The 26,339-nt window shown below is 66.5% G+C and carries 29 protein-coding genes, 2 tRNA genes and 1 pseudogene; 16 read left to right on the top strand and 16 right to left on the bottom strand.

Annotated elements, in window-relative coordinates; genetic code table 11:
• Positions 1-93: 93 nt before the first annotated feature.
• Complete coding sequence (locus WFK61_RS22620; protein ID WP_336814318.1) at positions 94-1,791, bottom strand: ArnT family glycosyltransferase; 1,698 nt, start codon at positions 1,789-1,791, stop codon at positions 94-96.
• A 209-nt stretch (positions 1,792-2,000) separates the two neighbouring features.
• Entirely contained in the window at positions 2,001-2,258 is a 258-nt protein-coding gene (locus tag WFK61_RS22615) for a hypothetical protein (RefSeq protein ID WP_336814317.1), read from the bottom strand.
• 224 nt (positions 2,259-2,482) lie between these two features.
• Here WFK61_RS22615 and WFK61_RS22610 point away from each other — a divergent pair, with 224 nt between their 5' ends.
• Complete coding sequence (locus WFK61_RS22610; RefSeq protein ID WP_336814316.1) at positions 2,483-2,788, top strand: hypothetical protein; 306 nt, start codon at positions 2,483-2,485, stop codon at positions 2,786-2,788.
• Between the two features lie 251 nt (positions 2,789-3,039).
• Here WFK61_RS22610 and WFK61_RS22605 read toward each other — a convergent pair.
• The 4 genes from WFK61_RS22605 to WFK61_RS22590 form a co-directional block, all read right to left on the bottom strand.
• Positions 3,040-3,116, bottom strand: a tRNA-Arg gene (locus WFK61_RS22605).
• A gap of 31 nt (positions 3,117-3,147) precedes the next feature.
• A complete protein-coding gene (locus tag WFK61_RS22600) occupies positions 3,148-3,453 on the bottom strand; it encodes an ETC complex I subunit (RefSeq protein WP_047574221.1) in 306 nt (101 codons plus the stop codon).
• A 69-nt stretch (positions 3,454-3,522) separates the two neighbouring features.
• Positions 3,523-3,599 (bottom strand) — tRNA-Pro (locus WFK61_RS22595).
• Between the two features lie 274 nt (positions 3,600-3,873).
• Positions 3,874-4,356, bottom strand: coding sequence for a DUF192 domain-containing protein (locus WFK61_RS22590; RefSeq protein WP_336814315.1), 483 nt, complete (start codon positions 4,354-4,356; stop codon positions 3,874-3,876).
• A 221-nt stretch (positions 4,357-4,577) separates the two neighbouring features.
• Between WFK61_RS22590 and WFK61_RS22585 the strand changes: the two genes are divergently transcribed.
• Both WFK61_RS22585 and WFK61_RS22580 read left to right on the top strand, forming a co-directional pair.
• On the top strand, positions 4,578-6,410 hold the full coding sequence (locus WFK61_RS22585; protein ID WP_336814314.1) for a hypothetical protein: 1,833 nt from the start codon (positions 4,578-4,580) through the stop codon (positions 6,408-6,410).
• Positions 6,400-7,113 carry a CatB-related O-acetyltransferase gene (locus tag WFK61_RS22580; protein ID WP_336814313.1) on the top strand — a complete coding sequence of 238 codons (714 nt, stop codon included), beginning with the start codon at positions 6,400-6,402 and terminating at the stop codon, positions 7,111-7,113. The genes WFK61_RS22585 and WFK61_RS22580 overlap by 11 nt, the downstream gene beginning before the upstream one ends.
• On the opposite strand, the gene WFK61_RS22575 is transcribed toward WFK61_RS22580, so the two are convergent.
• From WFK61_RS22575 to aspS, 5 genes are read right to left on the bottom strand one after another with little or no spacing between them, the layout of a single operon-like run.
• The gene (locus WFK61_RS22575) at positions 7,085-8,137 is read right to left on the bottom strand and encodes an acyltransferase family protein (RefSeq protein ID WP_336814312.1); all 1,053 of its coding nucleotides are present in this window, start codon (positions 8,135-8,137) and stop codon (positions 7,085-7,087) included. The two genes, WFK61_RS22580 and WFK61_RS22575, sit on opposite strands and share 29 nt — an antisense overlap.
• On the bottom strand, positions 8,134-9,015 hold the full coding sequence (locus WFK61_RS22570) for a glycosyltransferase family 2 protein (RefSeq protein WP_336814311.1): 882 nt from the start codon (positions 9,013-9,015) through the stop codon (positions 8,134-8,136). Before WFK61_RS22570 ends, WFK61_RS22575 begins: the two co-directional genes overlap by 4 nt.
• A 42-nt stretch (positions 9,016-9,057) precedes the next feature.
• The gene (locus tag WFK61_RS22565) at positions 9,058-9,366 is read right to left on the bottom strand and encodes a hypothetical protein (RefSeq protein ID WP_336814310.1); all 309 of its coding nucleotides are present in this window, start codon (positions 9,364-9,366) and stop codon (positions 9,058-9,060) included.
• 7 nt (positions 9,367-9,373) lie between these two features.
• Entirely contained in the window at positions 9,374-9,742 is a 369-nt protein-coding gene (locus WFK61_RS22560; RefSeq protein ID WP_336814309.1) for a hypothetical protein, read from the bottom strand.
• 5 nt (positions 9,743-9,747) lie between these two features.
• Complete coding sequence (gene aspS, locus WFK61_RS22555) at positions 9,748-11,526, bottom strand: aspartate--tRNA ligase (RefSeq protein ID WP_336814384.1); 1,779 nt, start codon at positions 11,524-11,526, stop codon at positions 9,748-9,750.
• Between the two features lie 142 nt (positions 11,527-11,668).
• On the opposite strand from aspS, the gene rnd reads away from it, so the two are divergent.
• From rnd to WFK61_RS22540, 3 genes are all read left to right on the top strand, one after another.
• Complete coding sequence (gene rnd / locus WFK61_RS22550) at positions 11,669-12,808, top strand: ribonuclease D (protein WP_336814308.1); 1,140 nt, start codon at positions 11,669-11,671, stop codon at positions 12,806-12,808.
• A 93-nt stretch (positions 12,809-12,901) separates the two neighbouring features.
• A complete protein-coding gene (locus tag WFK61_RS22545) occupies positions 12,902-13,147 on the top strand; it encodes a type II toxin-antitoxin system Phd/YefM family antitoxin (RefSeq protein WP_336814307.1) in 246 nt (81 codons plus the stop codon).
• Positions 13,137-13,418 (top strand): type II toxin-antitoxin system RelE family toxin, encoded by a 282-nt coding sequence (locus WFK61_RS22540; RefSeq protein WP_336814306.1) that lies wholly within the window; start codon positions 13,137-13,139, stop codon positions 13,416-13,418. The genes WFK61_RS22545 and WFK61_RS22540 overlap by 11 nt, the downstream gene beginning before the upstream one ends.
• A gap of 12 nt (positions 13,419-13,430) precedes the next feature.
• Here WFK61_RS22540 and fliP read toward each other — a convergent pair whose 3' ends face one another.
• Complete coding sequence (fliP, locus tag WFK61_RS22535) at positions 13,431-14,198, bottom strand: flagellar type III secretion system pore protein FliP (RefSeq protein ID WP_442896358.1); 768 nt, start codon at positions 14,196-14,198, stop codon at positions 13,431-13,433.
• A gap of 155 nt (positions 14,199-14,353) precedes the next feature.
• On the bottom strand, positions 14,354-15,667 hold the full coding sequence (locus WFK61_RS22530) for a hypothetical protein (RefSeq protein ID WP_336814305.1): 1,314 nt from the start codon (positions 15,665-15,667) through the stop codon (positions 14,354-14,356).
• A gap of 219 nt (positions 15,668-15,886) precedes the next feature.
• Here WFK61_RS22530 and flgB point away from each other — a divergent pair, with 219 nt between their 5' ends.
• From flgB to cckA, 7 genes are all read left to right on the top strand, one after another.
• A complete protein-coding gene (flgB, locus tag WFK61_RS22525; protein ID WP_336814304.1) occupies positions 15,887-16,288 on the top strand; it encodes a flagellar basal body rod protein FlgB in 402 nt (133 codons plus the stop codon).
• 2 nt (positions 16,289-16,290) lie between these two features.
• A complete protein-coding gene (gene flgC, locus WFK61_RS22520) occupies positions 16,291-16,701 on the top strand; it encodes a flagellar basal body rod protein FlgC (RefSeq protein ID WP_257732286.1) in 411 nt (136 codons plus the stop codon).
• Positions 16,702-16,733: 32 nt separating this feature from the next.
• Positions 16,734-17,057 carry a flagellar hook-basal body complex protein FliE gene (fliE, locus tag WFK61_RS22515; protein WP_336814303.1) on the top strand — a complete coding sequence of 108 codons (324 nt, stop codon included), beginning with the start codon at positions 16,734-16,736 and terminating at the stop codon, positions 17,055-17,057.
• Between the two features lie 24 nt (positions 17,058-17,081).
• Positions 17,082-17,348, top strand: a complete 267-nt coding sequence (gene fliQ, locus WFK61_RS22510; protein WP_336814302.1) for a flagellar biosynthesis protein FliQ — start codon at positions 17,082-17,084, stop codon at positions 17,346-17,348.
• A 92-nt stretch (positions 17,349-17,440) separates the two neighbouring features.
• Positions 17,441-18,196: a flagellar biosynthetic protein FliR gene (gene fliR / locus WFK61_RS22505; RefSeq protein WP_336814301.1), complete on the top strand. Its 756-nt coding sequence runs from the start codon at positions 17,441-17,443 to the stop codon at positions 18,194-18,196.
• A gap of 10 nt (positions 18,197-18,206) precedes the next feature.
• Positions 18,207-19,274, top strand: coding sequence for a flagellar biosynthesis protein FlhB (gene flhB / locus WFK61_RS22500; protein WP_336814300.1), 1,068 nt, complete (start codon positions 18,207-18,209; stop codon positions 19,272-19,274).
• Positions 19,275-19,345: 71 nt separating this feature from the next.
• On the top strand, positions 19,346-21,850 hold the full coding sequence (gene cckA, locus WFK61_RS22495; protein WP_336814299.1) for a cell cycle histidine kinase CckA: 2,505 nt from the start codon (positions 19,346-19,348) through the stop codon (positions 21,848-21,850).
• Positions 21,851-22,347: 497 nt separating this feature from the next.
• Here cckA and WFK61_RS26155 read toward each other — a convergent pair.
• Positions 22,348-22,698: pseudogene (locus tag WFK61_RS26155) on the bottom strand (DUF3489 domain-containing protein); the annotation flags it as partial.
• 523 nt (positions 22,699-23,221) lie between these two features.
• On the opposite strand from WFK61_RS26155, the gene WFK61_RS22490 reads away from it, so the two are divergent.
• Entirely contained in the window at positions 23,222-23,485 is a 264-nt protein-coding gene (locus WFK61_RS22490; protein ID WP_336814298.1) for a hypothetical protein, read from the top strand.
• 81 nt (positions 23,486-23,566) lie between these two features.
• On the opposite strand, the gene WFK61_RS22485 is transcribed toward WFK61_RS22490, so the two are convergent.
• Complete coding sequence (locus WFK61_RS22485; protein WP_336814297.1) at positions 23,567-23,950, bottom strand: hypothetical protein; 384 nt, start codon at positions 23,948-23,950, stop codon at positions 23,567-23,569.
• Between the two features lie 123 nt (positions 23,951-24,073).
• Between WFK61_RS22485 and rffA the strand changes: the two genes are divergently transcribed.
• Positions 24,074-25,222: a dTDP-4-amino-4,6-dideoxygalactose transaminase gene (rffA, locus tag WFK61_RS22480; protein ID WP_336814296.1), complete on the top strand. Its 1,149-nt coding sequence runs from the start codon at positions 24,074-24,076 to the stop codon at positions 25,220-25,222.
• 35 nt (positions 25,223-25,257) lie between these two features.
• Positions 25,258-25,977 carry a WbqC family protein gene (locus WFK61_RS22475; protein ID WP_336814295.1) on the top strand — a complete coding sequence of 240 codons (720 nt, stop codon included), beginning with the start codon at positions 25,258-25,260 and terminating at the stop codon, positions 25,975-25,977.
• 101 nt (positions 25,978-26,078) lie between these two features.
• Here WFK61_RS22475 and WFK61_RS22470 read toward each other — a convergent pair whose 3' ends face one another.
• On the bottom strand, positions 26,079-26,213 hold the full coding sequence (locus WFK61_RS22470; RefSeq protein WP_336814294.1) for a hypothetical protein: 135 nt from the start codon (positions 26,211-26,213) through the stop codon (positions 26,079-26,081).
• Positions 26,214-26,339 lie beyond the last annotated feature (126 nt).

Below are 26,339 nucleotides of genomic sequence, written 5' to 3'. Positions count from 1 at the left end.
AGGAGGATCATCCGGAAAAACGGCCCGCAAACTGCGTCAGCTTAGCCGAGAGGGCAAGGGCTTCGAGCAGAAGGGGTTCGGGCGCAATGGTTCTCAGCTGGGTGAATTGGCGAAGACGGCGATCTCCAGCCTGCGCCCGCCATTCAGGTTGAAGCCGTTGACCGTGGTCACGAGCCGCGGCTTGATGCTCTGGCCCGCCAGCGCGCTCTTGAAATCATCGGCGAAGCGGCGTTCGACGAAGGCGACGCGGCAGCCGGGCTGGTTCAGGAACGCCGCTGCATCGGCGCCGCTCGTAGCCATCGCCAGCTTCGTGCCGGTCAGGAAGACCAGGCTGGGCTCGCGATAGCCCAGCGTCAGCACGGCCGGATCGGCGCAGCCGACGGACCTCGCCGCCTCGGCCAGCCGCGGCGACAGCTTCAGCGAACGCAGGCTCTCGATGGCGAAGGGATAGACCGCGATGGTCAAGAGCAGGCTCGCCGGTATGCAGCGCCAGAGCGCGCCCTCGAAATCCTGCCTGCGGAAAGCGGCGATGACGCTGATGCCCATCAGCAGGACGAGCGCGAAGAACGGCAGCGCCAGCCACGGCACGGCGCGGTCGAGCGTCCAGTTGCCGAACAGGATCGCGCCCATCAGCGCCAGCGGCACGATCACGACGAGGCAGGCGGTGAGCACGGCGCCACGCCGGTAGCGGTTGATGCCGCCATTCAAGACGGCGAGCAGCAGCAGCGCGGTGATCGCCGGATAGAGCGGCAGCACGTAATGCGGCAGCTTGGTCGGCACCGCCTCGAAGACCAGCCAGGACGGCACGATCCAGGCGATCAGGAACAGGATCTGCGGCTCCTTGCGGCGCACCCAGGCGAAAGGCACCGCCATCGCGGCGAAGGCCGCCGCCGGCCAGTAGGTCGCGAAGAACACGACGAGATAGAGCCCGGGCGGCCCCCAGTGCTTCTCCTGCCCCTCGGCGACCTTCCCGAGCATGTCCTGCCCGACGCTGTCGGCGAAGAAGCTGCCGCCGGTCTTGATCATGATCGCGGCGAACCAGGGCAGAGCGACCACGAGGCAGAGCAGGATGCCGGCGCCGAAACGCAGCGGCTTCAGCCAGCGGAAAGAGCGCTGGCTCGCGCTCAGCACGAGGATGGCGAGGCCCCAGACCATCGGCACGATCGGCCCCTTGATCAGCAGGCCGAGCGCCGTCGCCCCCCAGAACACCAGCCAGTTGCGCCGGTCGGGCACGAAGGCGAGCGAGCGCGTCCAGTCGAGCCAGGTCCGCGCCAGCGCGCCCATCGTGGCGACGGCACAGGCGGCGAGCAGCGCATCGGTCTTGGCGATGCGCGCCTCGACGCCAAGCAGCACGGCGGCCGCCATCAGCGCCCCGCCGAGCAGAGCCAGAGGCGGCGACAGGAAGGCAAGCAGCGCCCAGTAGGTCAGGAGCACGGTCGCGGTTGCGCCGACCAGCGAGGGAATGCGATAGAGCCAGATCTGCGTGCGCGCCTCAGGCACGCCGAGCGTCTCGCCGGCCTTCACCGCCGCGCTCTGCAGCCAGTAGATGCCGACCGGCTTCTTGTGGCGCGCCTCGTCCTGGAAGCGGATATCGACGAAATCGCCGGTCTCCAGCATCTGCTTGCTGGCCTGCGCGAAGCGTGGCTCGTCGCGGTCGAGCGGCTGGAGCGTGCTGTATCCCGGCAGGAAAGCGGCGAGCGACAGCAGCAGCAGGACAATGCAGGCCCGCAGATGGCTGGCCGAAGCCGCTTCCTTGAGGCGGTCGATCGCTGGCGTGAGCGAAAACATCATTCATCCCCGCGGCTGCCGGCCGCATCTTATCCGGAATGCCGGCTGCCGCCCGATGGCGGGCCATTCAGGCACGATCAAGGCGGCGCCGCGCGGGGTTTACGCTGCCGGGCGGAGGTCGGCAAGCGCCGACGCCCGGATAAGCCCATGTGGACGATGGGACGACGCCGTGTCCGCCCCTGCGACTACGGCGCCATTCCCGGGCTCGCCTGTCAGTCGATAGACGGCGGAGTGCCAACGCGGAGCGCCTGGGCCATGCGCGGCGACAGGGTCACGGCCTGTTCCGGCATCGCCGCGACAGGCTCCGCAGGCACCGACACGCTGATCGGCAGCTCACAGGCTGTCCTGGGGCTTAACCCGTAAGAGGAGCCCAGCATCGGCAGGCTGGCCGTCTTGACGAAACCCGGCTCAGCCAGAGCCGGAGATGAAAGGGTGACCGCGAGCGCGGCAACGGCGACGAACCGCAACATGATCGTTCTCCGCATCTCCCCCGCTCCTACAACGAGGCGGGACGCGGCCTGTTCCGTTGAGCAGGAGGCGGGCTCTGCTCATGGGGAAGGCTCGCGTTCCTTTGCCGCCGGCTGGTGGCTCAGGGGCTCGGCATCGGTCATGAAAATGAACATCCGAGAACAATTCCGTTCAGCCGGCGTTCTCCTGCTGACTGCTTCAATTGTCGGAGCAAAGGAGAGTGACAATGCGTCGGATCGCTATCTTCGTTGCCCTTGGCGCCGGACTTGCTGCTGCGACCTCGTCAGCGCATGCCGCCGAGAGCCTCCCGCAGGACATCGCCAAACGCCTCGACGCGGCGCCTGCCGCCTTTTCGATGACGGAGGCGAAGCGTCAGCGCCTGATCATCATCCAGGAGAACGTGGCGCGTGAGCGCTACTACAACCGCCGTTATGGGTATCGCGGCGGCTATGGCCATGGCTATGGATATGGCGGGCCGCCGCCGTGGGCTCCGGCTTACGGCTACCGACGGGGATATTACGAGCGCTGGTAAGGCGAAGCGAATCGCCAAGGTGGCCTGAAAGACCGGCGACACCGGCATGACGGTTCGCGAAATCCCCGCTTGGTCGGCGCAGATCGCAGAAGGTGCTGCAGCGCTACGTCAAGAAGACGATGAAGCAGGTCGCCAATGGCGCCCGCAAACGCCGCGCCGTGCGAACGGACGGCGGCCAAAAATCAGAATGACCAGCAGTATGCTTGTCAGAATGCATCACGGAACAAACGGAATTTCCGCGATGAAATCAATGGCGAGCCCGGCAGGATTCGAACCTGCGACCAGCAGCTTAGAAGGCTGCTGCTCTATCCATCTGAGCTACGGGCCCGAAAGCGAGGGAAGCCCCTCGCCTGTCGGCTTCAATGCGTCCACTGACCAACGCGCGTGAACTTGAAATTGTCGGAATAGGAAACCGTGCGGCGCTTGGCCTCGTTCGGCTGCTCGACGCGATAGGCGATGCCGTTGCGCGTGGCGTAGGCGACAGCCTCGGCCTCGCTGTCGAACCAGAGCTTGAGCTGGCTCTTCATGTCCGAGGACGAGGTCCAGCCCATCAGCGGCTCGATCTGGCGCGGCGCCTCCGGCTCGTATTCGAGCAGCCAGCGCTCGGTCTTGGCCGTGCCGGACTGCATGGCCGTGCGGGCCGGGCGATAGATGCGTGCGGTCATGAAAGCGCTCTGCCGTCACCAAACCTGTGCAGTCCGCGACGCGGACCGCTTCATACACATCCGGAATGATGGTCGGGGCACCAGGATTCGAACCTGGGACCCTCTGCTCCCAAAGCAGATGCGCTACCGGGCTGCGCTATACCCCGACGAGGCATTCCAAACGTTGCGGTTCGCTATCATGCCACAGGCCGCGCCCGCAAGCGAAAGCCAATCATATGGCATCTGGCTTGTGCAGCAGCGCAGCTATCCGCGCGCTCAGAGCTTGTCCGGAAACTCAGCCCTCATCCTGAGGAGCCGCGACAGCGGCGTCTCGAAGGATATTCCAGTGAGCGTCCGAGCCTCCTGAAGCATCCTTCGAGACGCCATTTCTAACGAAATGGCTCCTCAGGATGAGGGCTCAGGGAGTTGCCAAACAGGCGCTCAGCGCTTGAACAGGGCGTGCTCGACCTTGTCGCCCGGCTTGATGCCGAGCTGCTTGCTGACGCCGCCATTGATCTCCAGTACCGAGAGCACCGGCTCGCCCGAGGGAATCGTGCGCGTCGAGAGCGGCTCGGTGCGCTCGGCGATGCGCGCGATCGTGCCGTCGGCCCGGATGAACAGCATGTCGAGGGAGATGTAGGTGTTCTGCATCCACATCGCCACCGGCTCGGTCGCAGCGAAATCGAACAGCATGCCGCGGTCGGCCGGCATGTAGTTGCGGAACATCAGCCCCTTCGCGCGCTGGTCCGGCGTGCGCATCACCTCGACCTGGAAAGCGTGGCGCGTGCCGCCGCTGACGATGACCAGCGATTCGAGCCCCACTGCTGCGGCCGCAGCCGGCTGACCCTGCGCCCGCAACCCCGCGGGAGCCAGCGCAACAAGCGCCAGCAGGGCAGCGGCGAAAGCGGTTCTGACGGCATGCATCGCTTTGGACTCCGTGGCGGCCAAGGCCTTGGTGCTCTATTGGCCTTCGTGCTCTAGAAGCGGCCGATGGCAAATCTTCGGCAGATGGCCGCGTTCGCAGCCTTCCGGTCAAGCCTTTCGTCATCATATGAATGCGGGATGCCAGACAGCACCGGCTGACGGCTTTCTTTCGTCATCCGCTTGCGGCAGTTTCGCCGGACTTCGGGAATTAGGAGATATCCATGATCGCTGCGCGCCCTCGTCGGACGACGCATCTCGCCGGCACGGCTCTGGCCGCCGTCTTCCTGACCTTCGCGTCCTCGGCATGGGCCGCCGATTTCCAGCTCGACAACGTCAAGATCGACCTCGGCAAGCTGGTGATCAACGCGCCGAAGATTGCGGTGAAGGGCTCGACGCTGGAGAAGGACGCGTTCATGGCGCTGTTCACCGGTGCCGGCGAATCGGCCTCCGGCCGGGCGGCCAAGCTGAACGCTGCAGAGATCAGCGCGCCGGAGCTCTCCCTGGTCCAGACGGTCGGCGACCAGAAGCAGACCACGACCTATCGCGACATCCGCCTCACCGATATCCGCGAGGGCAAGGTCGGCCGCGGCGAATCGGCCAGCGCCAGCATCACCGCCGATGGCGGCGCCACCGGCCCGATGAAGGGCGACCTGAAGCGCACCGCCTTCGACGCGCTCGACCTGCGCCAGATCACGCGCGTGCTGACCGAGAAGGCCGCACCCGGCGGCAACGAGGCGATGCTGCCGATCATCGGCAATTTCGAGCAGGACGGCTACAACCTCGACATGGGCAAGGCCGGCAAGATGTCGCTCGGCCGCACGACCGCCCGCGGCTTCGCCGCCAAGGTCGGCCCCGAGCCGCTGCTCGAGGTGATGTCCCGCCTCGCGGCGGCCAGCGAGGATGTCGAGCGCAAGCAGGGCGACAAGAAGGGTGCCGCCGCCGACAAGTCGCCCGCGAAGACCGAGGCCGAACGGCAGCTCGGCCTCTCGGTGCTCGCGCTCTTCGACATGTTCGAATACGGCAGCGGCGAAGCGCGCGACCTCGTCATGAATGTGAGCCCGCCGCCGAAGGCTGGCGCCAAGGCTGAGGCCGTCGACATGCGGATCGCCCGCATGGCCTTCGGCGAGAGCACCCCGGCGAAATCCGGCTTCTCCATGGAAGGCTTCCAGTTCCGCTCGGGCGAGGCGAAGGGCGGCGTCGATTCGATCGCCTATTCCGGCTTCGCCTTCGGCTCCGTCATCAGCGAGCTGCGCGCGGCGCTGGCCGAGCCGGACAAGCCGATCGACGAGGTCGATTTCCGCCGCTTCATCCCGACCCTCGGCACGATCCGCCTCGCCGGCATTTCGATCGACGCACCTGCGATCATCACCGGCAAGGAGCCGGTCAAGATTTCGCTCGGCACCTTCGAGATCAAGGCGGGCGAGCAGCTCAACGGCATCCCGACCAGCGTGGCTCTGACGATCAATAACCTCGTCACCCCGGTTTCCGAGGCCACCGGCAACCCGGCCGCCAAGGACATGATCGCGATGGGCATCCGCTCGCTCGACCTCTCGGCCAAGCTCGACCTCGCCTGGGAAGCGGCCAAGAACGAGATCGCGATCCGCACGCTCTCCTTCGGCAGCGCCGGCCTGGCCCAGTTCGAGGCCTCCGGCACGCTCGGCAACGTCACCAAGGACCTCTTCGCCAGCGACCTCGCCCTCGCGCAGGTCGCCGCGCTCGGCGCCACCGCCCGGAACCTGCAGGTCAAGCTGCAGAATTTCGGCCTGGTCGAGAAGCTGATCGAGAACGAGGCGCGCAAGTCCAAGCGCAAGGTCGAGGATGTCCGCCAGCAGTTCACGATGGTCGCGAGCCTCGGCCTCGCTGCGATCCTGGGCCCGTCCGACGGCGCCAAGAGCGTGGCGGCGGCCGCCTCCCGCTTCGTCGCCAAGCCCGGCACCCTCACCGTCGCCGCCAGCTCCCGGTCGGCTGCGGGCCTCGGCCTTGCCGATATCATCACCATGACGGAGCCGACGGAGATCTTCGAGAAGATCGACCTCAAGGCCGATGCACAGTGACGACCAGGGCGCGATAGCGCCCGAGGACCGCGACTGGCGCCCATCAGGCCTTGAGGCCTGGTGGGCGGGCCTGCCGCAAGTGCCTCGCGGCTGGCTGCGCAAGCGCCTGAACCCCGACAACCAGACCCGGCTGCACCTTGCGAAGCTCGTCGCGAGGCGGCCGGGGCAATTCACGATCGGTCCCTACACCTATGGCCGCCCGAAGGTGCGCTTTCCCGAAAGCGGCGCGCGGCTCTCGATCGGGCGCTATGGCTCGATCGCGGACGGGGTCGAGATCCTGCTCGGCGGCAATCATCGCCTCGACTGGGCGACGACCTATCCTTTCCCCGCCCTGCCCCGGCTCTGGCCGCAGACCGCCGGAATGACCGGCCATGACGCCACCCGCGGCGATGTCGTCATCGGTCACGACGTCTGGCTCGGCTCGCAATGCATGATCATGTCCGGCGTCACCATCGGCCACGGCGCCGTGGTCGCGGCGCGCGCCGTGGTCACGCGCGACGTGCCGCCCTATGCGATCGTTGCCGGCAACCCGGCCCGCGTTGTCAGATTGCGCTTCGACGAGGCCCGGATCGCGGCGCTCCTCGAAACCGCCTGGTGGAACAGGCCGCGCGCCGAGATCGAGCCATTGATTCCGCTCCTACTCTCCGAGCGGATCGACGACCTGCTGGAAGCGCTCAGGAAGCGCCCATCAGCCGGCGCTTGAGCCCGAGCGCCGGTTTCTCGATCAGGTACCAGGACAGCGCCGCCACGACGAGCGTCGCCGCGAGCGACGGCCAGAGCAGCGTCACTGCGCTGAGCGCCGGATAGAGCGCATGCAGCGCCTGCTGAACCGGCCAGCCATAGAGATAGACGCCGTAGGAGAGGTCGGCCGGCGGTTCGACCGAGCGCCGCGTCAGGGCCGGCGCCAGCGCCAGCACAAGGACGCCCCAGGCGGAGACGAGGTAGAGCGCGGCCTTGTAGAGCGGCGTGAAGGACAGCGGCACCAGTGCCAGCAGCGCAACGGCCAGCAGCGGCAGCGAAAGCGGCACCTTCTCGCGATAGAGATAGACCACGCCCCCGGCGAGGAAGATCAATGGCAGGCGCAAAGCCGTCTCCGTGCCCTTCGAACCATGCGGCGCCATGACCTCGCGCAGGATGACGGCCAGCGTCAGCGCCAATAGCGCCGCCAGCGCGAGACGCGGTCGCGCCAGTATCCCCGCAAGCCCCGCGACGAGCACGCCGAGATAGCAGAGCGTCTCGTATTTCAGCGTCCACACCGTCCCCAGCGGGAAGGGCAAAGGATTGGTCTCGAACACGCCCGGCAAGGCCGCCGCGCTTTTGAAGGTGGTGAGCGTGCCCGAGATGAAGCGCCACAGCCGCGGATCGCGGAAATAGGCTGAGACGTCGAGCGTGGTCATCAGCGCACCGAGGACAAGCGCGACGATCAGCGTCGCCGCGATCAGCCCCGGCGCGATCCTGAGCAGGCGCGCCACGACATAGTCGCGCCAGCCGCGCCGCACGAAGCTCATCGTCACCAGGAAGCCGGAGATCGCGAAGAAGCCGTTTACCGCATGCTCGCCCAGCGTGAAGCCGGTGGTCTGGAACCAGGGCTCCTGCTCCACCCGCCCGTCGGTGACGCTGAAGGCATGCGACACCACGACGGCGAGCGCCATGACGAGCCGGAGCAGGCCGAAATTATTGTGCGGATTGGCGAGCGCCGCCGCGACCGTGGACCGGAGCCCGCTCATGGCATCTCCCCCAGCCCCTCATGGGCGAGCGCCGTCTCGCCGCGCTGCCAGGCTCGCGCGCCGGCAGCCGAGCCCGCATGCGCGAACATCTTCTCGCGCTTGAGCATAAGGCCGTAGCCCGCCGCCTTGCCGATATTCTCCAGCATCCGGATCGGCCCCGGCCCGGCGAGCCCGTATTTCCGGGCGATGTAGTGCTCGGACCAGGCAAGATGCCAGCGCGCCTTGAAGCGCCGCTGCGGCGAGGGCGCGGTCGAGCGTCCACGACCATGGCGCGCCTCGGCTTCATGGACATGGACGAGCGCGTGACCGGCATCGCGCATGCGCCGGCAGAGATCATCATCCTCGTAGAACAGGAAGATCGCCGGATCGAAGCCGCCGAGCGCGACGAAGACCTCGCGCCGGATCAGCAGGCAAGCCCCCGACAGAAAAGGAAGGCAGGCATCGCCCTCGGGGATCGCCATCATGCCCGAGCGGTTGAGATGCGGCGGGGACAGCAGCGAGCGGGGCTGCAGGAAGATGCGGCCCGAAGGCTCGACGATGCGCGGCGCCAGCATCCCGGCATCGGGATAGCGCTCCGCCGCCGCGAGCAGCGCCGCAGCCGCTCCCCGCCCAAGCTCCAGATCGGGATTGACGATCAGCACATAGGGCGTATCGGCCGCCGCGACGCCGATATTGTTGGCGCGGCCATAGCCCTCGTTGCGGGCATTCGCGATCACCCGCGCGCCCTTCGCCTCCGCGATGGCGCGGCTGTCGTCGCCGCTGGCATTGTCGACGACGACAGCAGGTACGCCCTCCCCGGCCAGCGCGTCGAGGCAGGCGGGCAGGACCTCGGCGCTGTCATAGCTGACGACGATGGCGGTGATGGCGGCGGCGGGCATTGCCGCCTTGTGGCCATGTCGGGAGGCCGGAAGCAAGCGATTTCAGCGGCGTGCGAGCGCGCCGACCTCGCCCCTGATCCGCTCGCGCTCGCTCGCCTCGCAGCGATGCGGCGCCTTGTAGGACTTCACGGCATAGCCGGCATTGGCCGCGACGAAGCGCTGCCGCTCCTGTCGATCGAGCCGCGCGATGATCCGGCCGCGATCGACCGGCAGGCCGCAATCATAGGCGCGCGAGACGGTGGCGGCGGCATATTCCACCGTGCCCGGCATCGGCCCGGTCGCCGTGCAGGCGGCGAGCGTCGCGCATAGAGCCGCCACGGCGGCTCGCTTCTGGATCGACGATAGCAGCACGGGTGGCTCAGAGCTTGTCGAACTCTCCGGCCCGGATGCGGCCCATCCGTGCCTTCAGCTCCGCCCGCTCCTCGGCCGTGCAGGCCTGCGGCCTGACGCCCTGATTGACCATTTCGGCCTCGGAGACGCCGATATAGGCGGCGCGCGCCGCCGCGATCTGCTGCTCGTCGGCGCCCCTCGCCTTCTCGGCGGCAAGGAAACGGTCCAGCGTCGAGCGCTGCGGCGAGCCCGCCTTGCAGGTCGTGGCGCGCGACACCGTCGTCGCCAGCGCCGAGGCGCGTCCGGCGCTGCTGTCGCCGGCGGCCACGCAGGCGCCGAGCAGCGGCGCGAGAAGGCAGGCGAGCGGCAGCGCCCGCCCGATCGGCAGCAGGGCCATCGAGGTCAGCCGTTCTTCTCGGGAGCGTTGATCCGCAGATGCGCCTCGCGCAGCTGCTTCGGCGTCGCCTCGGCCGGAGCCCCCATCAGCAGATCGACGGCCTGCTGGTTCATCGGGAACAGCGCGACCTCGCGCAGGTTGGTGGCACGCGCCAGCAGCATGATGATGCGGTCCACACCGGCCGCCATGCCGCCATGCGGCGGGGCGCCATACTGGAACGCGCGATACATGCCGCCGAAGCGCTCGATCACCGTCTCCTCGCCATAGCCGGCGATCTCGAAGGCCTTCACCATCGCTTCCGGCTTGTGGTTGCGGATACCACCGGAGGCCAGCTCGAAGCCGTTGCAGGCGATGTCGTACTGGAACGCCTTCAACGAGAGCGGGTCTTCCTCGGTCAGCGCCTTCAGGCCGCCCTGCGGCATCGAGAACGGGTTATGCGAGAAATCGACCTTCTTCTCGTCCTCGTTGTACTCGAACATCGGGAAGTCGACGATCCAGGCAAAGGCGAAGGCGTTTTCGTCGATCAGGCTGAGCTCCTGGCCGACCTTGTTCCGGGCGCTGCCGGCGAACTTGGAGAACTTGTCCGGGTCGCCCGCGACGAAGAAGCAGGCATCGCCGCCCTTCAGCCCCATCTGCTTGATGATGGCGGCGACACGCTCCGGCCCGATGTTGTTGGCGATCGGGCCCTGGCCCTCGCCGTCTTCCTTGACCATCAGGTAGCCGAGGCCGGGCTGGCCCTCGCCCTGCGCCCAGGAGTTCATCCGGTCGCAGAAGGCACGCGAACCACCGCCCGGCGCGGGGATCGCCCAGACGCGGTTCTTCTCGCCTTCGAGGATGCGCGCGAAGACTTTGAAGCCCGAGCCGCGGAAATGCTCGGAAATGTCCTGCATCTCGATCGGGTTGCGCAGGTCCGGCTTGTCGGAGCCATATTTCGCGATCGCCTCGGCATAAGGAATGCGCGGCCAGTTTTTCTGGACGCTCCGGCCCTCGGCGAACTCCTCGAACACGCCGGTGATGACCGGCTCCATCGTCGCGAACACGTCCTCCTGCTCGACGAAGCTCATCTCGACGTCGAGCTGGTAGAACTCGCCCGGCAGGCGGTCGGCGCGCGGATCCTCGTCGCGGAAGCAGGGCGCGATCTGGAAGTAGCGGTCGAAGCCCGCCATCATCAGCAGCTGCTTGTACTGCTGCGGCGCCTGCGGCAGCGCGTAGAACTTTCCGGCATGCAGGCGGCTCGGCACCAGGAAGTCGCGCGCGCCTTCCGGCGAGGACGCGGTCAGGATCGGCGTCTGGAACTCGGAGAAGCCCGAATCCTTCATGCGGCGGCGCATCGAGTCGATGACCTTGGTGCGCAGCATGATGTTGTTGTGCAGCTTCTCGCGACGCAGATCGAGGAAGCGGTACTTGAGGCGCGTGTCCTCGGGATATTCGAGATCGCCGAAGACCGGCAGCGGCAATTCGGCCGAAGGACCGAGCACCTCGATCGCGGTCGCAAAGACCTCGACCGCACCGGTCGGCAGGTTGGCGTTCTCGGTGCCGGCGAGGCGAGCCTTGACCTTGCCGTCGATACGCACGACCCATTCCGAACGCAGCGTCTCGGCATCGGCAAAGGCCGGCGAATCAGGGTCCACCACGACCTGCGTCATGCCGTAATGGTCGCGCAGGTCGATGAAGAGCACGCCGCCATGGTCGCGGATGCGATGGCACCAGCCGGAGAGGCGGACATTCTGGCCGATGTCGCTGTCACGGAGCGCGCCGCAGGTGTGGGAACGGTAGCGATGCAGGGTCACGGGCGTGTCTTTCGGAAATGCGTCGGAGGCCGGCACAACGCGCCAGCCGCAGCTTGCGGCTAAGCACACGCGCGCGCCCGAAATGTCAAGAACGCCCGCGACATCCCGCGGCTCTCTCTGCTAAGACGGCCACATCATGCATCTGATTTCCGATACCGCCGCGCTCTCCGCCGCCTGTGACCGTCTCGCGACCCACCCGTTCGTCACGGTCGATACCGAGTTCCTGCGCGAGACGACCTATTACCCCAAGCTGTGCCTGACCCAGCTTGCCTCGCCGGATGAGGCCGTGCTGGTCGATCCGCTGGCGCCGGAGCTCGACCTCGCGCCCTTCTTCGCGCTGATGGTCAACGAGAACGTCGTCAAGGTCTTCCACGCCGCGCGGCAGGATCTGGAAATCGTCTGGCTGCTCGGGCGCGTGCTGCCGACCCCGCTTTTCGACACGCAGGTCGCCGCCATGGTCTGCGGCTATGGCGACTCGGTCGGCTATGAGCAGCTTGCCAACGACCTCGCCAAGGCCCGCATCGACAAGTCCTCGCGCTTCACGGACTGGTCGCGCCGCCCGCTGACGGAGGCGCAGCTCTCCTATGCCGAGTCGGACGTGACCCATCTGCGCGACATCTATCTCGCCCTGAAGGCCGATCTCGATGCCAGCGGCCGCGAAAGCTGGGTCGCCGAGGAAATGTCCGTGCTGACCTCGCCGGCAACCTACGAGGTCAAGCCCGAGAATGCCTGGCAGCGTCTCAAGGGCCGCATCCGCAAGCCGCGCGAATTGCCGAACCTGATGGAAATCGCCGCCTGGCGCGAGCGCGAGGCGCAGACCCGCGACGTGCCGCGCCAGCGCGTGCTCAAGGACGACGCCATGATGGACATCGTCCAGCGTGGCCCGCGCTCGGTCGAGGCCTTGGCCGAATTGCGCTCCGTCCCCAACGGCTTCGAGCGCTCACGCAATGGCGCCGAGGTCCTGGCTGCGATCGAGCGCGCCGCCGCTCTCGATCCCAAGACCCTGCCCCGGCTGGAGCGCGAGCGCGGCCGGCCGACCAATGCCGCCGTGCTGGACCTGCTCAAGGTGCTGCTCAAGGCCGTCGCCGATGCCGAGCGCGTCGCGCCCAAGATCATCGCCTCCAGCGACGATCTCGACGCCATCGCTTCCGACGACCTCGCCGAGGTGCCCGCCCTTCAGGGCTGGCGCCGCGGCGTCTTCGGGGAGAAGGCCCTGGCGCTGAAGAACGGCTCGCTCAGCCTGCGCATCCAGCGCGGCCGGGTGGTCGTAGGCTGAGCGCCTCTGGCGACGCCGACGACAACACGCTATATTGACCTTAATTCAGACCTGAATTTGGTATTCATTTCAGGATCGGATTAAGGAGAAGCCATGCAGCGTGTCGAAGCCGAGATCGCCGTCAGCGTCTCCGATCTCAAGAAGAATCCGACCGCCGTCGTGGACGGTGCGCGGGGCAGTCCCGTCGCGATCCTCAACCATAATCGCGTCATGGCCTACATGGTGCCGGCCGACACCTATGAAGCGCTGGTGGATGCGCTCGACGATCAGCTTCTCGTCGAAATCATTCGAGCGCGAGCTGGTGAAAAGGGCGAGCCGGTCAGCCTCGATGAGCTATAGGCTCGAATTCCTGCCATCCGCGCGGAAGGAATGGGACAAGCTTGGCGCGACGCTGCGCGAGCAATTCAAGAAGAAGCTTGGGGAACGGCTGGCGCATCCCAGAATAGCGGCCGATGCGCTGCATGGCCTGCCCGATCACTACAAGATCAAGCTGCGCGCCGCCGGTTACCGGCTGGTCTATCGTGTCGAAGACGAGCGGATCACCGTGGTCGTGGTCGCAGTCGGTAAGCGCGAGCACTCTCAGGTCTATGAAGCCGCAAAGAAGCGCTAGGCCGCGCCGGCCTTACCCGCTGCCATAGCTCTTCACCAGCGAACCGGCGACCAGCCCCCAGCCATCGACCAGCACGAAGAAGATCAGCTTGAACGGCAAGGCCACCGTCACAGGCGGCAGCATCATCATGCCCACCGACATCAGGATCGAGGCCACGACGAGGTCGATGATCAGGAAGGGCACGAACAGCAGGAAGCCGATTTCGAAAGCGCGGCGCAATTCCGAGATCATGAAGGCCGGGATCAGCACCTCGACCCCGATATCCTGCGGCGTCTGCGGGCGCGGCCCCTGCGACATATCGAGGAACAGCGCGAGATCCTTCTCGCGGACATGCCTGAGCATGAAGGTCTTGAAGGGCACGACGCCGCGGTTATAGGCCTCTTGCGGCTGGATCTGGCCGGCGACCAGCGGCTGGACGGCCGTCGTGTAGGCCTCGCGCAGGGTCGGCGCCATCACGAAGCCGGTCAGGAACAGCGAGAGCCCGAGGATCACGGCGTTCGGCGGCGCGGTCTGCGTGCCGAGCGCCGAGCGCAGCAGCGACAGCACCACCACGATCCGCGTGAACGATGTCACCATGATCAGGATCGACGGCGCCAGCGACAGGACCGTGATGACGGCGATGAGCTGAAGCGCCCGCTCCGCAACGCCGCCGCCCTGCCCGAGATCGAGCGAGAGCGTCTGCGGCAGCGCCGGCACGGTCTGGAGCACGAGCAGCAGCGCGGCCGCCGCCAGCGCGCGCCCGCCTCTAAACCGTCTCGCTCGTCCGCCGATGAATGTCACGCGCGCCGCCACAGCCCGACTCAACCGACCGGGCGCCGACGAGGCTAGCCACGCGAAAACGCCGCGCAACCGATGCGCGGCGTCATAAGGCTGGAGAGCCGACAATCCTGTTGATGGCCTGCCGCCCGAAGGCGCTCAGGCCGTGCGCTATGCCCTCAGGACTTGGCCTTGGGGTCGCGGCCGAGCAGCCGGGCGAACTCGGCTTCGATCGCGTCCACCGAGAAGGGATCGATTTCCTTCGCGGCAGGCTCTGCCGGCTTTTCAGGCTCGGGCTGCGGCTTCGGAGCTTCGACCGGGGCCGGCTCCTCGACGATCACGACGGTCTCTTCCGCCGCGACGACCGGCTCGTCCTCGACGGCCGGTTCATCCTCAAGCACCGGGGCCGGTTCGGGGTGATGCACTTCGGCCGGCTTCGGCTCGAACGGCTTGGGCTCCGGCGCCTTCTGGATCGGGCGATCCAGCGACAGTCCCAGCGCCGCGGCAAGCTCCGCCTCGACATCGCTCGCGATCGGCTTCTGGCGCGGCGGCACGACCGGAGCCGGCGCCACGACGATCTCGGGCTCGATCTCGGGCTCGAGAACCGGCGGCTCGACGACCGGCGCGGCCTTCATCGGCGGCGCCTTCTGCTCGACGGCAGGCGCGGGGGCAAGCTTTTCGGCGACGACGGGCGGCTCCACGGCCGGAGCAGAGAACTCCGGAGCCGCATCAGTGCCGAGATTGGCCGGACGCACGGCGGAGAACGGGCGCTTCAGGGCCTCTTCGAGCTGGCGCGTCATGTCGTCGAGCTCACCGGCGCTGACGGCGGGCTGCGGCGCATGCTCGCGGGCGAAGCTGGGCGCCGGCCCCGTTGTGAGAGGCGGCGCCGGCATCGGCGGCGCAACTGGCTTGGCGGCCGCGGCAACCGACTCCGCTGCAGCCACGCCAAGCGCGGCGGCGACACCTGCGGTCGCGGCAGTGGCGGCGGCGCCGGTCAGCGGCGGCTCCGTCTGGACCGGAACGGCACGGCTCGGCAAGGGCGGCAGCAGTTCCGGCCCTTCCGGCGCATGGCCGGCGCGGCGGGCCTCATCCCCTGCCCGCATCGCAGGCTCGCTGGGCGGAACCAGCGTCTCGAACGGCGGCAGCGGCCGGTCCGCGGCGGAGTCGACATAGGTCGGCGGCGCGGCACGGCTGCCGCTGCGCAGGATATTGGTCTCGACCACGACATCCGAAGCGCCGCCGATCATCAGCAGATGCTCGATATTGTCGCGCCGGATCAGCACGAGCTGGCGCTGGCGATCGAGGTCGTAGGTATCGACCACGCCGAGCCGGGGTTGGCGCTGGCGGCCGCCGGCCTGCCCGCGCAGCCGCAGGCGCCCGCCCCGGATCTGCCGCATGACCAGCCCGAGCAACGCCAAAAGCACGAGAACGACGACGATGGAGACGATCGCCCTCTGAGGAGTCGTGAGTTCCAATCCGAACAAGCTCTGCAAGGTCTGCCTCTTACGCGACGGCCCGGACGGCCGCTAAATCCCGTCCATGGTTCAACACCTTGCGTATAGCATAACGCTTTCGCTATCGGGAAACATGGTGAACGCGTGGTTAATCACACCCGCGAAAACCCACCCCTTTAACCGGATATTAACCATGCACCCGGCAGGATTTGCCGGGTAGACCGATCGCGCCGGCTACGCAAACGGGGAGCTGGAGCCATGGCGAACGACGGATTCAGCCTCAGTGGCGGCCTGATGCAGGCGCTGAAGACGCGCATGCACTACCAGCAGTCGCGCCAGAAGGTTCTCGCCGAGAACGTCGCCAATGCCGACAGCCCCGGCTTCCGCCCGGTCGACTTGAAGCCGCCGAGCGCCGATCCGTCTCGCGCCGGCGTAGCGGTCGCCCGCACCAGCGCCGGGCACATGAGCCTGAACACCGCCAATGGCGGCTTTGACGGCACCGGCGCCCCGCGCTTCGAGACCACGCCCAACGGCAACGCGGTCAATCTCGAGGACGAGATGCTCAAGGTCGCGCAGAACCAGTCCGACTATCAGCTCGCCGCCTCGCTCTACAGCAAGGGCCTCGGCCTGATGAAGATCGCGATCGGGAAAGGCCGCTGATCATGGACCTGATCAAGAGCATCGCCGTCGCCGCCTCCGGCCTGCGCAGCCAGTCCGGGCGCATGCGCATCATCTCCGAGAACATCGCCAACGCCGATTCGGGCCCGGAACGCGCCGGCGCCGAGCCCTATCGCCGCAAGGTTCCGACCTTCCAGCGCCATATGGACCGCACGCTCGACGCCCAGCTCGTCGCACTCGGCAAGGTCCAGCGCGATCCGAGCGCCTTCAAGACCAAGCACGAGCCCGGCAACCCGGCTGCCGACGCCAATGGCAACGTGCAGATGCCGAACGTGAACTCCTTGGTCGAGATGGTCGACATGCGCGAGGCCCAGCGCAGCTACGAAGCCAATCTCAACCTGATCTCTTCGACGCGCCGGATGATCCAGCGCACCATCGACATCCTGCGCGCCTGATACGCAACGCTCCAGAAGGGGACTGAACAGCCATGGCCACTCCGGGTTTCGCTGCGGGCGCCTATGCCTCCATCCAGGGGATGGGTGCCGGCAATCTGATGCGCAAGCCGCTCGCCACGGGCGGCGCGGAAGCGGGCGGGCCGGATTTCTCCGCCCTGCTCGGCAAGGCGCTCGACGCCACCGCCAATGCCGGGCGCCAGGCCGATGCCCAGACGGCGAGCGTCGCCGGCGGCCGGGCCGATATCGTCAATGTCGTGACGGCTGTGGCCGAGAGCGAGGCCGCGATCGAGACGCTGGTCGCCGTGCGTGACCGCGTCATCGCGGCGTACGAAGAAATCATGCGGATGCCGGTCTGACGGCCAGAGGATCGGACGAATACAATGACTTCCGGAGCCATTCTCGACATCGCCCGTGACGGCATCGTCGTCTTCCTCAAGGTCGGCGGCCCGTTGATGGTGATCGCGCTCGCGGTCGGCCTCATCGTCTCGCTGGTGCAGGCGCTGACCCAGATCCAGGAGCAGACGCTGGTCTTCGTGCCGAAGATCGTCGCCGTCTTTGCCGCGCTGCTGCTGTTTCTTCCGTTCATGGGAGACGCGCTGGCAGGTTATATGGGGCGAGTCGCCGCCCGAATCGCCACGGGCGGATGAGCCCGTCGCGCCTGCTGCCGGCCTTGGCCGGCGCGGCTCCGCGGTACAACCATTGGCGCGCAAGTCCTTGGTGCAAAGGTGCCCGCGGCACGATGCAGATCGCGATCCTGCCCGAGATCAGCGCTATTTTCGTGCTCGTCTTCGCGCGGGTCGGCACGCTCGTCATGCTCATGCCCGGCATCGGCGAGCGCTTCATCTTTTCGCGGGCGCGGCTGTCGCTCGCCTTCTTCATCGCCCTGATGATCGTGCCGATCGCCCGGCCCTCGCTGCGCGTGCCGGGCGATGTCTCCGGCGTCGTCACGTTGCTGATCGGCGAATTGCTGGTCGGCCTCGTCATCGGGCTCTGCGCCCGGCTGGTCATGGCCTGCCTGCAGACCGCCGGCACGCTCGTCGCCCAGACGATGGGGCTTGGCTTCGCCATGACGGTCGATCCGACCGGCGGCATGCAGAACCCCTCCATCGGCAACTTCCTGACGATGCTCGGCATCACGCTGATCCTGACCACGGACCTGCATCACATCGCCATCGCCGCGATCCATGAAAGCTATCGCCTGCTGCCGCCGGGCGGCGCCGTCGACATGACCGACACGATGGCGCTGGCGATCCGCTCGACGGCGCGCGGCTTCGCGCTCGCCATCCAGATTTCCGCGCCCTTTCTGATCTTCGGCCTGCTCTTCAACCTCGGCCTCGGCGTGCTCGCGCGGATGATGCCGCAACTGCAGGTGTTCTTCCTTGCCGTGCCGGCCTCGATCATGGGTGGCATGCTCGTCCTGCTCGTCGTGCTCGGCGTGATGATGAGCGTCTTCATCGCCGATCTCGGCGCCTTCCTCCGTCAGTTCACGGGCTGAGGGGAGCACGATGTCCGAGGACACAGAAAACGAAGACAGAACAGAAGACCCGACCCAGCGAAAGCTGGACGAAGCCACGGAGAAAGGCGACGTCCCCAAATCGCAGGAGATCGGGACCTTCTTCGTGCTCTGCGGCTTCACGCTGGCCCTGATGGTCGCGGCCGGCTGGTCGGCGCGCGAGGCGATGCTGTCCTTGCGCTCCTTCCTGATGAACGCGCATCAGGTCCCCGCCGACGGCGCCTCCTTCATGCAGGTCACGCAGCGCGGCGTGCTCACCGGCTTCATGGCGCTGGGCCTGCCCTTCGCCTTCATCCTCTGCGCCGGCCTTGCCGGCGCGATGCTCCAGCACAAGCCGCTCTGGACCTTCGAGCCGCTGATGCCGAAATTCGACCGCATCTCGCCGATGGCCGGCGCCAAGCGGCTCTTCGGCAAGGAGGCCTGGGTCAATTTCGCCAAGGGGCTCGCCAAGACGGCGCTGATCGGCATCGTCGTCTGGTACACGCTCTGGGCGCAGCACGACCGGCTCGAAGGCTTCGCCCAGATGGGCATCGAGGCGCTGATGCCGGCGGCGCTCTCGCTCGCGATCCAGTTGATGGGCGCGGTGCTCGCTCTCTTCGCCATCATCGCCATCGGCGATTTCGGCTGGCAGCGCTTCTCCTGGTACCAGCGCCAGAAGATGACCAAGCAGGAGATGAAGGACGAGTTCAAGAACTCGGAAGGCAATCCCGAGGTCAAGGCGAAGCTGCGCCAGATCCGCGCCAGCCGCGTCCGCAAGCGCATGATGGCGGCGGTGCCCAAGGCGACCGTGATCATCACCAACCCGACCCACTTCGCCGTCGCCCTGCAATACGAGCCCGGCATGCCGGCCCCGCTCTGCCTCGCCAAGGGCGTCGACGCGATGGCCCTGAAGATCCGCGAGGTCGCCGGCGAGCACCGCGTGCCGATCGTCGAGAACCCGCCGCTCGCGCGCGCGCTCTACGCCACGGTCGACATCGACGAAGAAATTCCTGTCGAACACTATCAGGCTGTCGCCGAAGTCATCGGATACGTCTTGCGCCTGAAGGGCCGCCGCGCCTAACTCGGCATGGATGCGAAGGAAGCTTGGCCGCCGGGTTTCCGCGCGGCCGCAAGGGAACGGACTCCACCGCAATGAGCGGCACCACGGCGACCAATACGATCGATCGCTCGGACAAGCCCGGCCATATCGGGATCATCCTGTTCGTCGCGGCTTTGCTCGTCGGCGCGGCGATCGCGCTCGGCTTCCTCGCCAATGAATGGGCACAGCCGCTGATCCTCGGGCTGCTCGCCCTGCTCTCGGTCGTCGGCGTCTTCGGCCTCTTCGCCTTCGCCATCGGGCTGGTGCAGTTTTCCGGCCGCGCCTCCCGCAACGACCTGACCAAGGCGATCGTCGACCGCGCCGATGACGGCATCGTCGTCACCGAGAGCGAGAACGAAGTCGTCTATGCCAACGAGGCCTATCTCGCGCTGGCGGGCGCGACCGGAGCCAACGACCTGAAGCCGGTCGGACGCCTGCTGACCGGCCGCGCCGACGTCTCCGAGGCGATCTACCGACTCGCCACCGCCGCCCGCGAGCACCGCCGCCTCGTCGAGGAAGTCCGCCTCGAGCCCGCCCTGAGCGGACGCGGCGAAGTCGGCTGGTATCGCGTCCGCGTCTCGCCGGTGCGTCGCGAGGCCTCGACCGCGACGATCTGGTCCGTTTCCGACATCACGCCCGAGCGCGAGCGCCAGGAGAACGCCTTTCAGGAGCTCCAGCACGCGATCGACTATCTCGACCATGCCCCGGCCGGCTTCATCTCGATCGATGCCGATGGCGAAATCTCCTATCTCAACGCCACCCTCTCCGGCTGGCTCGATTTCGACCTCGCCCGCTTCGGCTCCGGCGGCCTGCATCTCGACGATGTCTGCACGCCCTCCGCCGCAGCCCTGATCCAGGCGATCCGCGGCCAGCCCGGCGATGTCCGCGTCGAGGTGCTCGATGTCGATCTGAAGCGACGCAACGGCGCGCCCCTGCCCGTGCGCCTGCACCATCAGGTCGCCTTCGGCCAGGACGGCCGCGCCGGTCCCTCGCGCACCCTCGTGCTCAACCGCACGGCGGGCGAGGCCGGCGCCGATGGCGGCAGCGATGCCGAGGTCCGCTTCGCGCGCTTCTTCCATTCGACGCCGATGGCGATCGCGACCGTCGACGAGGCCGGCGCGATCCTCCATTCCAATGCCGCCTTTGCCCGCCTGATCCCGGCAGGCCTGCGACCGCAAACCATCCACGACCTCGTCGCCTCCGGCGGCGGCCTGAACGAGGCGCTGGCCGAGGTGGTCGCCGGCCGCTCGGGCGGCAACCCGCTCGATCTGGCGCTTGCCGGCGAGGACGGCCGCTCGGCCAAGCTCTACCTCACCCCGGTCGCCGGCACCGAGGGCGGCGACGGCGAGCGCGCCATCGTCTACGCGCTGGAGACCACGGCCGAGCGCAAGCTGCGCGACAACATGGACCAGGCCGGCAAGATGCAGGCCGTCGGCCAGCTCGCTGGCGGCATCGCGCACGATTTCAACAACGTGCTGCAGGTCATCATCAACGCCTCCGAGTTCCTGCTCGCCAGCCACCGGCCGACCGATCCGTCCTTCCCGGACATCATGCAGATCAAGCAGAATGCCTACCGCGCCGCGGCGCTGGTGCGGCAGCTGCTCGCCTTCTCGCGCCGCCAGACCCTGCGCCCGCAGGTGCTGGAACTTGGAGAGGTGCTCTCCGACCTCTCGCTGATGTTGAAGCGCGTCGTCGCCGACAAGGTCACGCTCGACGTCCGCCAGGGCCGCGACCTCTGGCCGGTCAAGGCCGATCTCGGACAGCTCGAGCAGGTGATCGTCAATCTCGCCGTCAACGCCCGCGACGCCATGCCGGACGGCGGCAAGCTCGCGGTCCGCACCCGCAACGTCACCCGCGAGGACTGTGCCTCCTTCGGCCACGAGGCGCTGCCGACCGACGACTATGTGCTGCTGGAGGTCGAGGACACCGGCACCGGCATCCCGCAGGAGCATCTCGACAAGATCTTCGAGCCCTTCTTCACCACCAAGGAGGTCGGCAAGGGCACCGGTCTCGGCCTCTCCATGGTCTACGGCATCGTCAAGCAGACCGGCGGCTATGTCTTCGTCGACTCGACCATCGGCAAGGGCACGGCCTTCCAGATATTCCTGCCGCGCCATGTCCCGAGCCAGGAGGAGATCGCCGCCGAGGCCGCCGCCAAGGAAGCGCCGAAGAAGCTCGCCGCCGATCATACCGGCGCCGGCGTCATCCTGCTGGTCGAGGACGAGGACGCGGTGCGCGCGCTCAACGCCCGCATGCTGGTCTCGCGCGGCTATACCGTCCACGAGGCGGCCTCCGGCGTGGAGGCCCTCGACCTCTTCCTGCAGAACGACGGCAAGATCGACCTCGTCGTCTCCGACGTGGTGATGCCCGAGATGGACGGCCCGACGCTGCTCGGCGAATTGCGCAAGCGCAACCCGAACACCAAGGTCGTCTTCGTCTCCGGCTATGCCGAGGAAGCCTTCCGCAAGAACCTGCCCGAGGGCGAGGAATTCCACTTCCTGCCCAAGCCCTTCACGATGAAGCAGCTCGTCGAGACGGTGAAGGCGGCGATGGGCTGAAGGTCCATTGTAAACTCCCTCAGCCCTCATCCTGAGGAGCCGCGTAGCGGCGTCTCGAAGGATGTTTCAGGAGACTCCGGAGATATCTGGAGCATCCTTCGAGACGCAAGCCTTCGGCTTGCTCCTCAGGATGAGGGCTGAAGCTGCCGGCGCCTCCGACCGGGCGCCGGATATGACCGCGCCCATGCCTCTCGTGACAGCTCCTGACACTGGATACCCCATAGATATCTGTCGTAGTTGGGAGGTATCTGGCGAAGTAACGCGGGATTATCCGGAATTAAACGGAACCTCGCGGAATATGGCCTGCCGAATCCAGCCATGGTACAAGGGGCTGCGGTCGAGCCATGGATAACCGGCCCTGTACCGAGAAGGGGTGCCGACCTTCCGACCGCTCCTCTTTCCTGCTAACGTTCCCTTGCGGTCGAGCCAGCTTTGCCGGTCATGAGCCGAGAGGGGTTAGTGTCCCTCCGACCGCTTCAACCTCATTTCAAGCAGCGTTATAGTCGCGGCGGCCGAGCATACGCACAGCTGCCCCTGTGGCGCGCGGGAGTTACGCCCCGCCGGCCTCTCTTCGCGCCAGACGCACAGCATACTTGTGCACGGCCGAGCGCGATGGCGTTCTTGAAAGCCCGAAGCGCGCGCCGCCCTCCGCAACGGCCTCGGAATAGGTCCGCGTCGGAAGGATGGCGCGCAGGAACTCCGCGACCTCGGCATCGCGCTCGATTGGCGAGCGAGGCGGCCTTCTCAGTCGCGATCACAAAGCCGCGCTTGCGCAGGCCGGTCAGCGCGGCCCCGATCGTGTGAGGCTGCCAGTCTGTCACCGCGAAGAGCCTGGCGAGGCTGGCCCCCCTCGGCGGCCTGCAGCAGGCTCAGCACGATGCCGAGCTTGCTGTCGGGACGGGGCGGCAAAGGCGACCCGGACGCTACCGCACAGTTAGCTTCGGGCTGGGGCGGTTGGGCGGTGGCAGGAGCGGTGTCAGCCTTGCGGCGTCGGCGTGTCATGGCGATCTCCTGGCGATCGATACGGGATCATCCCCGCACCACCGCGACCCCGCCTTAGCGCAACGCCCGCAGGGTCAGCTCATAAGTTCGCCGCGATGTCTCCGCGTCGGCATCGACAGCAATGCGTGCGTGCCCGCGAAGTCCAGTCGAATGTCGCGTGAGTCGGGGCGCTAATCTCGCTTCCAAGAAAGGTGAACCCATGGGGTAGATGCCCCCTCCGGCCTGCATCGTAAGGTGCCTGTGAGCGCCAACGAGGCGTTGGAAGGAGGGCCCATGTCCGACGTCCATGTTCTGGCGATTGATCTCGCCAAGCGAAGCTTCCCGGTTTGCGCGACGGCTCGAGGCTGAGCGGTTCTATGCAACCTCACGGTGTTGCGCGCGAAGCTGATGCAGATGCTGCGGTCGCAGGCCCCTTGTATCGTGGCTATGGAGGCCTGTGCGACAAGCCACGACTGGAGTCGCGTGGCGCAAGGCCGGCATGACGTCCGGTTGAGCCCGCCGATCTATGTGATGCCCTTCGTCAAGCGGCAGAAGAGCGATGCGGTTGCGATCGCGGAAGCTGTTCTGCGGTCAAACATTCATTACGTCGCTGTGAAGAGCACCGTGCAGCAGGTGCGTCACTTTATGGCTTGAGCTCGCGCGTGCTGTGCATCGCTGTGAAATCATTAAGAGACATAGCCACCGCGCGCGCTTTGCGAGAAACCAAGTTCTCAACTAAGTTTGATGCAGCAAGCCCAGCCAGATCGTCCCCGCGGTGATGACGGCGATCGCAGCAGCCTTCTGCGCCGACAAAGGTTCTCCGAGGAACAGCGCTGCCCCGACAACGACCATCGGCATGATCATCGCGGCGAGCGGCATCATGAACCCAAGCGGCAGCCGAGTCATAGCGGAATACCAGAGCGCCGCCCCAGTCACAAGCAGAGCGAAGCCTACCAGCAACGGCACATCGCGCAGAACCGTCCAGGCCGCGCCGAGAGGATCGGCCGCCAGCTGCCCGGCTATATCGAGCACGGTGAAGCGCGCCTTGATCAGCAGCTGTGAGCAGATCATGCTGATGCAGGCAAAAGCAAGCGCGAGTAGCGCGAACTGACGTGTCATCGTGTTGCGTAGCCCATTCGCGCGCATTGCGCCCATAACCTGTGCTCTTGCGTCATTACCCCTCCTGTGGCAATCGCTGAGTGGAGGTCGCGTCTGTTGCGGCTAGCATCCCGACAGAGCGACATGAGCAGTCACAACCTCATTCCGTTCAACCAGCCTCGCATACTCGGGCGTGAGTTGGACTACATCAAGGAAGCAGTGAGCCGCAGGCAACTGGCTGGCGATGGCCATTTTACGGAACGCTGCCAGCAGATGCTGGCCGAAATAACTGGCGTCCACTCGGCGCTTCTGACGCATTCCTGTACGGCTGCTCTCGAGATGGCCGCCATACTGTGCAAGATTGGGCCAGGCGACGAGGTGATCATGCCCTCGTTCACCTTCGTGTCGACCGCTAACGCCGTCGTGCTACGTGGCGGGATTCCTGTGTTCGTCGATGTCCGCGCTGACACGCTCAACCTCGATGAGACCCTCGTCGAGGCGGCAGTGACCGAACGTACCAAGGCGATCTGGCCCGTGCACTACGCGGGCGTACCCGCCGAAATGGATGCAATCAATGCGATCGCGCAGAAACACGATCTTCTGGTGGTTGAGGACGCGGCTCAGGCGCTCGGCTCGACCTATCACGGCCGCGCCGCCGGAAATCTCGGCGACCTCGCGGCGCTTTCCTTTCACGAGACCAAAAGCGTTATCTCCGGCGAAGGCGGCGCAATCCTTCTGCCGAAGATGGATCACGTCGAACGGGCAGAAATCATTCGCGAGAAGGGCACGAACCGGAAGCGGTTCTTTCGCGGCCAAGTCGACAAGTACACCTGGGTTGACATCGGTTCGTCCTTTCTCCCGGGGGAATTGATAGCGGCTTTCTTGTTTGCCCAACTCGAGCATGCATCGCGCACCATGGCCGACCGGCTAATGAGCTGGCAGGTCTACGACGAGGCGCTCAGGCCTTTCCACAATTCGGGAATCAAGTTGCCTAGCGTGCCCTCGCACTGCACGCATAACGGCCACATTTACTACCTGGTTATGCCTGACATGCGCAGCCGCACCGAACTGATAGCGCTCTTGCGGCAGGAAGGCATCACCGCGCCGTTCCATTATGTGCCACTGCATTCCGCTCCCGCCGGGCGCCGCTTTGGGCGGGTAGCCTCGGCCATGACACAGACCGACATCGCTGGCGAGCGACTTGTGCGCCTGCCGCTTTTCATCGAGATGGGCGAAATGGCCTTCCAGGTCGCCGAGGCGGTGACACGGCAGCTGCGGGCTGTGACCGCGTGACAGCCAGCGGCGGAGACGGCGTCCCGGCGAGAACCGTGGTCGTGACGCAGTCGAACTATGTCCCGTGGCGCGGCTGGTTCGAAATGCTCGGCCGCGCCGACTGTTGGGTGGTGCTCGACAGCGTCCAGTACACGAGGCGGGACTGGCGCAACCGGAATCGGATCAAGACGAAAGACGGTCTCGCCTGGCTGACGATTCCGGTGCGACCCGGCAACCACCGCGAGACGGCGATCGACGAGGTTCTGATCGACGGTACGGCGTGGATCGATCGCCATCTCGAGACGCTCAGGCATGCCTATCGCAAGGCAAAGCACTTTGACGATGTCATGCCCTGGCTCGAGGCACAGTTCCTGGCGGCGCGAGAGATGGGGCGGCTCAGCGCGTTCAACGTCCTCCTCACGCAGTCCTTTCTCGCTCGGCTTGGCGTGGACGTGGTGGTTCGGCGTGACACCGACCTGTTGGGCCGCGACGTGCTCTCCAGCCTCGATCCGACGCAGCGTCTGGTGCGGCTCGCGGTGGCCGTGGGGGCGGAGCGCTACGTCACGGGGCCGGCGGCGCGTGGATACATGGACGAGACGGCTTTCGCGACGCAGAGCATCTCTGTTGAGTGGATGGACTATGGATTGCAGGAACCCTACCCCCAACTATGGGGAAAGTTCGAGCCGGCCGTCTCGATCATCGACCTGATGATGAATCTCGGCGACGATGCGCCCGAGTGGATCGGTCGCCGCGGCCCATCCGCCCCAGGTAACTGAGGCGGGCCGGTTCGGGCCGCGCCTTCAGGCCGACTGCAGAGCGAGCAGGTGCCGCCGGTCGACCTTGCCGTTGGCGTTCTTCGGCAGTTCCGGCACGATGATCAGGCGCGCGGGACCATGTAGTCCGGCAGCATATGCCCGAGCGCTGTGAGGATCGCTTTGTCGTCGGCCGGGCCGGCACAGGCGACGTAGGCAATCAACTTGCCATAGGCCGCATTGGTTCGCTGGTAGATCACTGCTGCCTGATCGACTGATCTGAGCCCTTAAAACTGGACCGCTTTGGGTTAGAGTTTTCCGCGTCGTTTCCCTTGGGCTGGGAGGAGCGGAAGACGATGAAGGATTCGAAGTTCTCGGACGCCCAG

Origin of the sequence: Allobosea sp. MMO-172 (assembly GCF_037147855.1) — a bacterium.
Taxonomy (GTDB): domain Bacteria; phylum Pseudomonadota; class Alphaproteobacteria; order Rhizobiales; family Beijerinckiaceae; genus Allobosea.
Note: the sequence above shows the minus strand (reverse complement) of the source record. Positions and strands in the feature narration are given on the sequence as shown.

What these genes read in the sequence shown, in the direction of transcription:
- WFK61_RS22580 (WP_336814313.1), top strand. Translation starts at nt 6,400, where the DNA reads ATGCACAGTGACGACCAGGGCGCGATAGCGCCCGAGGACCGCGACTGG.
- flhB (WP_336814300.1), top strand. Translation starts at nt 18,207, where the DNA reads ATGTCCGAGGACACAGAAAACGAAGACAGAACAGAAGACCCGACCCAG.
- WFK61_RS22540 (WP_336814306.1), top strand. Translation starts at nt 13,137, where the DNA reads ATGAGCTATAGGCTCGAATTCCTGCCATCCGCGCGGAAGGAATGGGAC.
- WFK61_RS22560 (WP_336814309.1), bottom strand. Translation starts at nt 9,742, where the DNA reads ATGGCCCTGCTGCCGATCGGGCGGGCGCTGCCGCTCGCCTGCCTTCTC.
- WFK61_RS22485 (WP_336814297.1), bottom strand. Translation starts at nt 23,950, where the DNA reads ATGACACGTCAGTTCGCGCTACTCGCGCTTGCTTTTGCCTGCATCAGC.
- fliR (WP_336814301.1), top strand. Translation starts at nt 17,441, where the DNA reads ATGCAGATCGCGATCCTGCCCGAGATCAGCGCTATTTTCGTGCTCGTC.
- WFK61_RS22600 (WP_047574221.1), bottom strand. Translation starts at nt 3,453, where the DNA reads ATGACCGCACGCATCTATCGCCCGGCCCGCACGGCCATGCAGTCCGGC.
- rffA (WP_336814296.1), top strand. Translation starts at nt 24,074, where the DNA reads ATGAGCAGTCACAACCTCATTCCGTTCAACCAGCCTCGCATACTCGGG.
- cckA (WP_336814299.1), top strand. Translation starts at nt 19,346, where the DNA reads ATGAGCGGCACCACGGCGACCAATACGATCGATCGCTCGGACAAGCCC.
- flgB (WP_336814304.1), top strand. Translation starts at nt 15,887, where the DNA reads ATGGCGAACGACGGATTCAGCCTCAGTGGCGGCCTGATGCAGGCGCTG.
- WFK61_RS22545 (WP_336814307.1), top strand. Translation starts at nt 12,902, where the DNA reads ATGCAGCGTGTCGAAGCCGAGATCGCCGTCAGCGTCTCCGATCTCAAG.
- flgC (WP_257732286.1), top strand. Translation starts at nt 16,291, where the DNA reads ATGGACCTGATCAAGAGCATCGCCGTCGCCGCCTCCGGCCTGCGCAGC.
- fliE (WP_336814303.1), top strand. Translation starts at nt 16,734, where the DNA reads ATGGCCACTCCGGGTTTCGCTGCGGGCGCCTATGCCTCCATCCAGGGG.
- rnd (WP_336814308.1), top strand. Translation starts at nt 11,669, where the DNA reads ATGCATCTGATTTCCGATACCGCCGCGCTCTCCGCCGCCTGTGACCGT.
- WFK61_RS22590 (WP_336814315.1), bottom strand. Translation starts at nt 4,356, where the DNA reads ATGCATGCCGTCAGAACCGCTTTCGCCGCTGCCCTGCTGGCGCTTGTT.
- WFK61_RS22570 (WP_336814311.1), bottom strand. Translation starts at nt 9,015, where the DNA reads ATGCCCGCCGCCGCCATCACCGCCATCGTCGTCAGCTATGACAGCGCC.
- WFK61_RS22575 (WP_336814312.1), bottom strand. Translation starts at nt 8,137, where the DNA reads ATGAGCGGGCTCCGGTCCACGGTCGCGGCGGCGCTCGCCAATCCGCAC.
- WFK61_RS22610 (WP_336814316.1), top strand. Translation starts at nt 2,483, where the DNA reads ATGCGTCGGATCGCTATCTTCGTTGCCCTTGGCGCCGGACTTGCTGCT.
- WFK61_RS22615 (WP_336814317.1), bottom strand. Translation starts at nt 2,258, where the DNA reads ATGTTGCGGTTCGTCGCCGTTGCCGCGCTCGCGGTCACCCTTTCATCT.
- fliQ (WP_336814302.1), top strand. Translation starts at nt 17,082, where the DNA reads ATGACTTCCGGAGCCATTCTCGACATCGCCCGTGACGGCATCGTCGTC.
- WFK61_RS22620 (WP_336814318.1), bottom strand. Translation starts at nt 1,791, where the DNA reads ATGATGTTTTCGCTCACGCCAGCGATCGACCGCCTCAAGGAAGCGGCT.
- WFK61_RS22585 (WP_336814314.1), top strand. Translation starts at nt 4,578, where the DNA reads ATGATCGCTGCGCGCCCTCGTCGGACGACGCATCTCGCCGGCACGGCT.